Origin of the sequence: Paenibacillus gyeongsangnamensis (assembly GCF_027533625.1) — a bacterium.
Taxonomy (GTDB): domain Bacteria; phylum Bacillota; class Bacilli; order Paenibacillales; family NBRC-103111; genus Paenibacillus_G; species Paenibacillus_G gyeongsangnamensis.
Map to the genome: position 1 here is coordinate 1 of NZ_JAQAGZ010000061.1, position 4,682 is coordinate 4,682.

Annotated in this window: 6 protein-coding genes; 1 reads left to right on the forward strand and 5 read right to left on the reverse strand. The window is 42.9% G+C overall.

Going from position 1 to position 4,682, the window contains the following annotated elements:
* The coding region (locus O9H85_RS37225) for a hypothetical protein (protein WP_269886356.1) at positions 1 to 283 on the forward strand (283 nt) is incomplete at its 5' end.
* A gap of 288 nt (positions 284 to 571) precedes the next feature.
* Here the strand turns inward: O9H85_RS37225 and O9H85_RS37230 are convergent.
* The 5 genes from O9H85_RS37230 to O9H85_RS37250 form a co-directional block, all read right to left on the reverse strand.
* Positions 572 to 898, reverse strand: a complete 327-nt coding sequence (locus tag O9H85_RS37230; protein ID WP_269886357.1) for a hypothetical protein — start codon at positions 896 to 898, stop codon at positions 572 to 574.
* 187 nt (positions 899 to 1,085) lie between these two features.
* Positions 1,086 to 1,445, reverse strand: coding sequence for an oligogalacturonate lyase family protein (locus O9H85_RS37235; protein WP_269886358.1), 360 nt, complete (start codon positions 1,443 to 1,445; stop codon positions 1,086 to 1,088).
* A 160-nt stretch (positions 1,446 to 1,605) separates the two neighbouring features.
* Positions 1,606 to 1,824 carry a hypothetical protein gene (locus tag O9H85_RS37240; RefSeq protein WP_269886359.1) on the reverse strand — a complete coding sequence of 73 codons (219 nt, stop codon included), beginning with the start codon at positions 1,822 to 1,824 and terminating at the stop codon, positions 1,606 to 1,608.
* Positions 1,825 to 2,120: 296 nt separating this feature from the next.
* A complete protein-coding gene (locus tag O9H85_RS37245) occupies positions 2,121 to 3,422 on the reverse strand; it encodes an ABC transporter substrate-binding protein (RefSeq protein WP_269886360.1) in 1,302 nt (433 codons plus the stop codon).
* 653 nt (positions 3,423 to 4,075) lie between these two features.
* Positions 4,076 to 4,357: a hypothetical protein gene (locus O9H85_RS37250; RefSeq protein ID WP_269886361.1), complete on the reverse strand. Its 282-nt coding sequence runs from the start codon at positions 4,355 to 4,357 to the stop codon at positions 4,076 to 4,078.
* Positions 4,358 to 4,682: the final 325 nt, after the last annotated feature.

Sequence of the window (4,682 nt, forward strand, 5' to 3'; positions counted from 1 at the left end):
CAAGCGAACAAGCCGTTATGAACCAAATATGGACAGCACTGATTGCTTTTTGCTTACTGGTATTGGTGAAACTGGAAACAAGAACTCGTCACAGCCTGCTTCAGCTCTACCGATGGTTGAAAATCTTGTTATGGGATTCCGTTCAAGACTGGATGGAACGAATACATCGCTTGCCTCAAAGGATATCCGAGGGCAGACGGAAAAAGCAATAAGTAGCGTTGTTGGATGGATGAGTAAATTACCATATAATTACCAAATGGACAGAGCTACCTTTCAGAGGTGATCGACCTTTTGGCGATGCGGCTTGAATCGTTGTTCAGAATAATTCGACAACTTATCCAAACGATTTTAATGCAACGCTAGTGATGTGCTTTCAAATAAAAAATCCCCAATTTACGGGGATCTCAAAGCACCTATGTTTGTGTCGTCGGACACTTCGATAAGATAAGCTATTTGCTCTGCAAGTCTAGCAGATATAAATTCCCCCGATCTTTCCCCATAAAATCGGTGCAAAAGGCGATATACTGATCATCATTGCTGAAGCACGGATGTGCATGCACGAAGTTCGCCCTCATACTGGATTGGTGCCGGAAAATAGGCTCGAAATCAGCTTCGGATTTTGATCGTTGAGCCGAAGCAGGCTGAGGTAATCATTGCCGTCGGTTACAACCATCTGCTGATTGAACGACATACTGCTGTGACCGGCTTGAAGGCCGCGCAGGCACCGATAGAACTTGTCGTCCGTACCGTCGATGTTCATCGATCCCCAAGTATGGCCGATATTTTTAAACCGTTCATTCTCATCGATCTTAAAAAACTTCCCATGATAAGCGATCCGCCTGCCATCCGGGGTGTAATATTCATGTGTTCGGTGCTCATTCGGCTGCTCGGGCCCCAAAGCACCTCCCTTGGTGCCGTCTAAATTGGAATGCCAGATCCGATGATGCGTGCTGTAAAATCCTCGAGAGCAGAAGATAGATCTGGGTCCGTCGGACTGCATTGAATATGGTCGATATCAAAGCTCCGGTCCAAAATGCGGCTCCATTTACCTGTCTGCAAATGAATCTTGAACATACGGAATAGTTCTACTGTGCGCGGGTCTTGATCGTTTCCGGTAACAAATATTTGAAAGGATAGCTGGAAAGCAAGTACGCGCCGTCGCATGTGACTGTAATGGAAGAAAATTGGTAATCGGATTCGTAAACCAGCTTTTGCTCGAATGTCTTGATATTCACGCTTTTGATCTGATGCCCGTTGGCATAGTAGAGAAGATCTCTTGGCTTATCAAAATAGGCATGCGAAATGTCAATCCCGCTTTCGTCCGTCACCTGCGTATAGGTCCCTTCCAAAAACCGAATCACATAAAAATTCTCAATCCCGTCCCGAACGGCGGAGATAAGCATGCTTTCATTGTCGCGGCAAAAGCAGTTGCTCGTAAAATACATGATCCGGTTTCCATCCTGCTCTAGAGGCTGAATAATCATTATAACCGAATTCCGGATCGGTCCATGCGGTAACGTGTCCTGTGAAAGTTTGTCCGATAGCCATGAGGCGCCTCCTTTTCCGATTAGCGAAATGTTTCCGTACGTATTTTCCGATTTCAGCCTATCCCTCAGCTTGAACGATTCCGTGTTCTTCAGCTCGATTTTTTCCCTCGGCATGCAATTGCTCAGCGGTCAGCTTGTAGAACCAATCCACGACTTCTGGCAAAGACAAGCCGAAGTGCAGGCGGGCAAAGTTTCGATTAAACTGCTCGACGCCGCTTGCCGTATGTCCCCAACCGTATTCCGCCTCGAGTACGATCCCATTTATCGTTCGTTTCAAACAAAAACCGTTCCCATGCGGTATTGATCATCCCTGCAGTGCCGTACTTCTTCATATGCGTGCATTATTCGATGATAATAGGCGTATGTACGCCATACTGTTCGGTCTTTTTTTCAAAGAGTTTCCCTCATTTCAATATTAAAATCCTCATTATCGGTTAACGAAGCCTTATTCGCCAATTTGGGTTGATATGAAAAAGATGGGAGGTTTTCAACACTCCCACCTAACCCATATAAAAACGGATCAACCACTCGGGTTGCTCTCCAGCATTGCCTTATCCCGTTGATCAGCAAGAGCTACTTTTTTGCCTCTTGAATCGATTTGTTGGCCTTTTCTTCCGCTTTTCTAAGTGCAGTATTAATATCGGTACTACCCTTCATCAAGTTAACCAGATCACCCCTCAATGCTGATTCTACAATGTCCTCATAATCGGATTTATTGTTAATTTTGGCGGCTTTATTATAAAACAACGCACCTACGTTTTTATCTTTCCATTTCGTATCTTGGCCGAATTCTTTCTTGATCTTGTCGTTATTAAGCACCGTCATTTGTCCGTTTTTGGAAGCAGCCGACTGGTATTCGTCAGAGACAAGATAATTAATAACATTCATCGCGGCATCTTTCTGGTTTGATGTCTTCGTAACGCTGAAAACCACCGGATAGAATTGCGACCCGACCTTCGGCATTTCACTGAAAGTCGGTAAAGATACCATATCCCAGTTCATCGTTTCCAACTCTTTTCCTAAAGTCAAAGAGGACAAGAATCCGAACATGGCAAGCTCTTTATCCGTATAAAAGTGTGATTCACCCGGTCTGCTGGCTTTCATATTATCCAAGTATGTCCTGTAACCTGCATCGTTCGCTACGTCGATAAATAGTTTTTGATACATCTTTTTCCATCTATCGTCGGTATTAATTGTTGTCTTAAGTGTTTTGGGATCCACAGTGTCTGCGGAGAACTGATTGGTCCGAACATAGTGGTTAATGGAAACGTATAAACCGAAGTAGTTCTTGCCCCCATCACTCTTGTTCAGTTTACGGCTTAGCTCAATCGCCTCATCCCAAGTCATGCCGTCTTTTGGATACTGAACGCCAAATTTGTTGAAGATATCTTTGTTATAAAATAAAACCATATTATTGTTATAGACGGGCAGTCCGAGTATCTTGTTATTGAATCGTTCTCCCTTCACGGCGTCGACAAGTGTAGGCTCAAACCTGTTCAAATCAACCTTATGCTTCTTGAGTAATTCGGTCATATCATATTCCAAGCCAGTCGCCAGCATATTGTTTGGCCAATAACCGATCGAATCCCATACAATATCAATTTGTTGATTTGAAGTGATTAATGACTGTAGAGTAACTTCTGGTGTCCCTGTAATAGAGGTAATCGTATAGTTCGGGAATTTCTTCTTAAGATAAGTTCCGAATTTTTCATCAAACCCAGAGCTAGCTTGTGAATAAATGACAAGATTCGCTTTCTCATTATCGTTTCCAACTGCAGTATCACCTGAGGATGAGGATCCCTTATTACTGCTGCAAGCAGCAGTGGTAAATAATAATGTGGATATCAACATAAAGGAAATATTTTTCTTTAACATTCAATTTGCCCCCTCTTTAAATAACGTACTTGAGTCTTGCAAATTTATAGGTCCAGATGCTCCAAAGGGCAGATGGGTAGCGTTAACGGAAAAGCAGTCATTAAGCGCTAAGCTTTAGTTCGTCCAATAGTCCAGATAAGAGGCCTTTACGCCAGGCTTGTTGGTTGACGTAAACTAACGTCTGCGCAAGGAAATTTCTCCGAATACGGCGACAAAGTCATGGTATTGTCTGCATCAGACCTTATGATTTTTACGAAAATTAAAAATGTAAACGTATACAATTAATTTTATCATACCGTTTATGTGGCGTCTTTATTGCCATTGATCAATAGACTGCTTCCATTTAACTGTAATTATCGATAACTGTCCGGCACGTTCATATTCATGTGGGTTACTGAACTACTTGCTACTCACGTATGTACTCGATAATTTTTTTATACAATTACAAATTTCGTACTTTCTACACCCATAATATTGATTAAACTATCCTCCCATTTGCTTAATGCTGTTATGCACACATGTTTGTGTCGTGACACTGCGATACTAACATGTGTGCTTTCCAATAAAAAATCCTCTATTTACGGGGATCTCAAAGCACCTATGGTTGTGTCGTCGGACAGCAGTTCTTTTTTCACTATCGTTATCCGTTCCTTTCACTCCATCCCTACATTCCAGCGCCTGTAGATGGTCAGTAGGTTCAAGTAAATTTCATTTACTATGTTCACTCCGTTTTCTTTGAAACGATCGTACATTTCTTGGATACGGGGAGTTGTGAAACAGACGATGGGTTGCCGATCACCAACGTCACGCGTGAAACCCAAAACCCCGGCTGCTTGCTTCGCTGTCATAAGGATTAAAGCCGGCACAATTGCCCTTAGACCGGCTTCTGCAAAATATCCATTATTATCTGGAAATCTTAAGATCGATTGTTCCATCCCCGGCTCAACAGGATTATGTTTTGTTGGCTCGCAACCTAAATTTTTTCGATACGATTGAACGGACGCGTAAACATCTCTAACCGGTATGTAAATACATTCATCGCCGCGCTATCGGTTGCAATAGGTAAGCGTTTGAAGTGATCTCCAGCTTTTCCCCTGCTCCACACGGAGCGTGCCAGTTTCCCAGCACTCCGCGTTCCCTCTAACTGAATGTACTAGATCATAAGTTCCTCGTTACTCATAGATTTGGGTGAGTTAGATTGGTTCAAGTCCGTATCTTTCACGGTACTGGTTGACTTTGATTTTCATCAAATCCGTTATA

Excerpts from the sequence above, each read along its gene's own strand:
- O9H85_RS37235 (WP_269886358.1), bottom strand. The coding sequence starts at position 1,445 with ATGTATTTTACGAGCAACTGCTTTTGCCGCGACAATGAAAGCATGCTT.
- O9H85_RS37245 (WP_269886360.1), bottom strand. The coding sequence starts at position 3,422 with ATGTTAAAGAAAAATATTTCCTTTATGTTGATATCCACATTATTATTT.
- O9H85_RS37250 (WP_269886361.1), bottom strand. The coding sequence starts at position 4,357 with ATGGAACAATCGATCTTAAGATTTCCAGATAATAATGGATATTTTGCA.